The sequence below is a fragment of the Cellvibrio sp. ATLC23 genome (assembly GCF_057196725.1).
In genome coordinates this window covers 1-3,453 of the sequence record NZ_JBXUOS010000020.1, presented here as the reverse complement: position 1 = coordinate 3,453, position 3,453 = coordinate 1, and the positions used below count along the sequence as shown (strand labels likewise).

Sequence of the window (3,453 nt, the reverse complement as noted above, 5' to 3'; positions counted from 1 at the left end):
CCAAACTTCCATGATGCTTAAGTCATTAGCTAATTGAAAAACTAAATCTTTAATATTTTCTGGGATTTCCATAGGCTCATTGCTTCTACACTTGAATTGCATAACGTTGCGTTCACCTGCGGGTTGTAAGTAGCGCGTTGCGATAAACTTCGCGCAGCGATATTGCAAAAGCGCTACTTACAATGCGTCAGGTGCAATGCCTTGTTACATATTAATGTTGTACGGTAGATATTAACTTTCCAGTCTTTCGATCATACGTTTCTGTTTTAATAATTTTGTATTGCTTTGTTACGGTAAAGCAATTGACAAATTCCTTTTGCTTATTTCTAATTTCTGAGATGTATGCTGGTGCACCACTAGCATGAGTTATTGCATCCTGCATAACTTGATCTTCGGAGGGCATTGTTTTGTTGGTTTTTAATTGTTCTTTGACAAAAGAGAGCCGGAAATCAGATTCTATTTTGTTAAGCGCTGCCTGACCCTTTATGAGCTGGCCGTTTACCATTACACCTTCACTATATGTTTCACCCCGACATGCCTCCCGATCTGAGTTTAATCTAGGGTCGCTGTCTTTAACCTCTCCATAGGAGGGGTGAGTATAAGTTGATACGAAATCAAGAGCGCCTAGCGTTACATTATTTTGCGATGGCGCAGATGAACAACCTAGCGTAAAAAGGCTCAACAGTAATACAGCTCTCATTTAATTCTCCATTTTTTATGTAACGTTGCGTTCACCTGCGGATTGTAAGTAGCGCGTTGCGATAAACTTAGCGCAGCGATATTGCATAAGCGCTACTTACAATTCGTCGGGTGCAACGCTTTGTTACAAACTACGGTTTTAGCCTTGCTCAACGAAAAACCAAAAAGCTTTTTCTAGCAAAGCCCAAAACCAACTTTCCGAAGCGGTAAAGAAAAAAAGACAATACCACAACGGTTAAAATACAAAACCTGCTTAGCAAGGTGCGAATAAAACCTTCGTTATTTCAAAAGCTACGAAGCTCGCACTTTCCGAAGCAGGAAACAAAAAACACTCATTCTTCAACTTGCTAAGAAAACAAAACTAGCCGAAGCGGAAAACCCAAAGCATTCATACTTCAAATAATACAGCTTTTACGTTTGCGGTGTTTCCGAAGCTGTAGCTTTAAAATTCTTGCCCTTTGTAACGTTGCGGTAAACGGCAGAATTTAAGTAGCTTTTTTGTGGAATTATTTTACGAAGTAAAACCACAAAAAAGCTACTTAAATTCTGTCCAGTGGAGCGAAGCGGAACGATGTTTGACCGCTTTGTTATGCACTTACTCCTTCCCACACTTTACTAGCAGAAATAGCTTGGTCAAGCATGTGATTAGATTCAAGATACTCTATATTTTCTGAAAACAACCAAGCGAGAAAACTTTGAATGTATTCTCTTTGCATATTCGTAGCTGCCAGAAAAAGACGATTGTCTTTCCCGCCATAAGCCAAATGAAACAAAAATTGATCCAAGTACGTGCTTGAATTCCAGGTTTCTATAGAAAGCCTAACCATTGCTGGCATGTAGTATAAGCCAGCTTCCGTAGTTGCAAAACACATTGGGTCTGAACCAATATTGCCAAGCTCTTTGATGGTTATTGTTTCAGGACAGAAGTTATTAAGAATGTTGTGATTTTCTAAACATTCAGGACAATGTTTATGATCGGTAAAATATAGCGGCCTTGGATTATTAAAGACCTTTTTGGCTTGCTCAATCCAGTTCATGATTCCCTGCATAACGTGAAGTTCAACCGCAGTTTGTAAGTAGCGCATTTGCGAAAAACTTCGCGCAGCGATTCGCTAAATGCGCAACTTACAAACTGTCGAGTGTAGCGAAGCGAAACGGTGTTGCAACGCCTTGTTATAAACAAGTTAATTTTCGGCTAACTTATTTGTTTTTAAATACGTTTTAGCTTCGTTCAGTGAAGACTCAATTTCTGGACTGAACTTGCTGTTTTTATAGTCTATTTTTTCAATTTGGTTAATGGTTGAGTTTATTCTGAAAAGGGATAACTCTTCTGCTTCTTTGAATAAGCCATTTTTAATTAGTTGATGCATTGTGACTTCGGTTGAAAGTGACATTGAAGATGCATAAGCAGTTGATGAAAAAACCTCCAAAAATAAATTCTCTTGCGCTGTGCTGTCTGGGTTTCCTTGCTTTTTATAGTCATAAAATACTCCAGCGATAAAGCCGGCTGAAATAGAAACTAAGCAGATAACGAGTGTGTGTTTATTCATTCTTGCCTTTTATAACGTTGCGATAACCGGTGGGTTTTAAGTAGCACTTTTGCCGTAAAATGTAGCGAAGCGAAATGGCAAAAAATGCTACTTAAAAACCATCCGGTTCATTGCCTTGTTACGTGATAATTTACTTGCGATGAATTTGCAGAAATAAGGAAGAAAAAATAAATAAACTAAACCAAATCCTTCCGAAGAAAACCCAATAAAGCCTAAAAATGAAATTTACACAAAGCTAGGCCGAAGCAAAAATAACGAAAGAAACAAAGAAAAACTCAATGAAGCCAAAAAATACCGCTAACGATAGCCGTATTTTTTTGGATCATTGAGAATTGCATTAACAGTTTCCAAAGCCTGCTCATTAGAAAATTGAGCTTTTTGTAATATTTCAACTGACAGTTTTCCATTTTTTGTCTTTATAGAGTTATCAAATTCATCCATCAGGTTTAAATGGAAAAGCCTTTCATTTACAGTCATTCCGTTTAACTCATTCTGGTTCATAGAACCCCACGTAACGTTCAGCTCAGCCGCAGGTTGTAAGTTGATTTTTTGTGGGAAACTTTTGCGTAGCAAAACCACAAAAAAGCGACTTACAAGCTGTCGAGCGCACGAAGTGCGCGGTGCTGGAGCGCCTTGTTACGTGATAAATGTTTTGTGATGAATTTGCCGAAGCGGGAAGGGAGCCTTTGCCGTTGCCTTTCCGTGCAAACCACCACGCCTAAAACTTGATGGAACTTTACCCAAAATTGGGAAATAACAAAAGCTGAATTTAACCAAGGCTAAGCTGGCATTTCAGCCTTTTAAGCAAAACTTGTAAGAACACAAACCAGACAAAACCTTCACACTCTTCAAATCGCTACAGCGCACACGCTTGCCGAAGCGTAAAACCCAAAAACTTTCATTCTTCAAAATTCAGCGGTTTTGCTTTTTCGAACTTTCAGAATTGCACAAGCCAAAACACTTTGACCACGTAACGTTGCGTTCACCTGCGAATTGTAAGTAGCGCGTTGCGATAAACTTCGCGTAGCGATATTGCAAAAGCGCTACTTACAATTCGTCTGGTGCAACGCCTTGTTAAGTATTTGGTGGTTTAAAAAAACGAAAGCATGAGTTTTTGAAGCAGTAACTACATGCGCCCGATAAAAAGTAATGTGATGAAGATTACCGCATTTTAGCTTATTGGCAAGAGTTCAAAAAGAACGCG

4 protein-coding genes are annotated in these 3,453 nt (G+C 38.9%); all 4 read right to left on the bottom strand.

Annotated features, from left to right (window positions below; translation table 11 throughout):
* Positions 1 to 211: 211 nt before the first annotated feature.
* Positions 212 to 700, bottom strand: a complete 489-nt coding sequence (locus AC2CG4_RS19985) for a hypothetical protein (protein WP_484487945.1) — start codon at positions 698 to 700, stop codon at positions 212 to 214.
* A 586-nt stretch (positions 701 to 1,286) separates the two neighbouring features.
* Complete coding sequence (locus AC2CG4_RS19980; protein ID WP_484487944.1) at positions 1,287 to 1,736, bottom strand: hypothetical protein; 450 nt, start codon at positions 1,734 to 1,736, stop codon at positions 1,287 to 1,289.
* A gap of 147 nt (positions 1,737 to 1,883) precedes the next feature.
* Positions 1,884 to 2,249, bottom strand: coding sequence for a hypothetical protein (locus AC2CG4_RS19975; protein WP_484487943.1), 366 nt, complete (start codon positions 2,247 to 2,249; stop codon positions 1,884 to 1,886).
* A 297-nt stretch (positions 2,250 to 2,546) separates the two neighbouring features.
* Complete coding sequence (locus tag AC2CG4_RS19970; protein ID WP_484487942.1) at positions 2,547 to 2,750, bottom strand: hypothetical protein; 204 nt, start codon at positions 2,748 to 2,750, stop codon at positions 2,547 to 2,549.
* Positions 2,751 to 3,453: the final 703 nt, after the last annotated feature.

What these genes read in the sequence shown, in the direction of transcription:
- AC2CG4_RS19985 (WP_484487945.1), bottom strand. Translation starts at nt 700, where the DNA reads ATGAGAGCTGTATTACTGTTGAGCCTTTTTACGCTAGGTTGTTCATCT.
- AC2CG4_RS19980 (WP_484487944.1), bottom strand. Translation starts at nt 1,736, where the DNA reads ATGAACTGGATTGAGCAAGCCAAAAAGGTCTTTAATAATCCAAGGCCG.
- AC2CG4_RS19975 (WP_484487943.1), bottom strand. Translation starts at nt 2,249, where the DNA reads ATGAATAAACACACACTCGTTATCTGCTTAGTTTCTATTTCAGCCGGC.
- AC2CG4_RS19970 (WP_484487942.1), bottom strand. Translation starts at nt 2,750, where the DNA reads ATGAACCAGAATGAGTTAAACGGAATGACTGTAAATGAAAGGCTTTTC.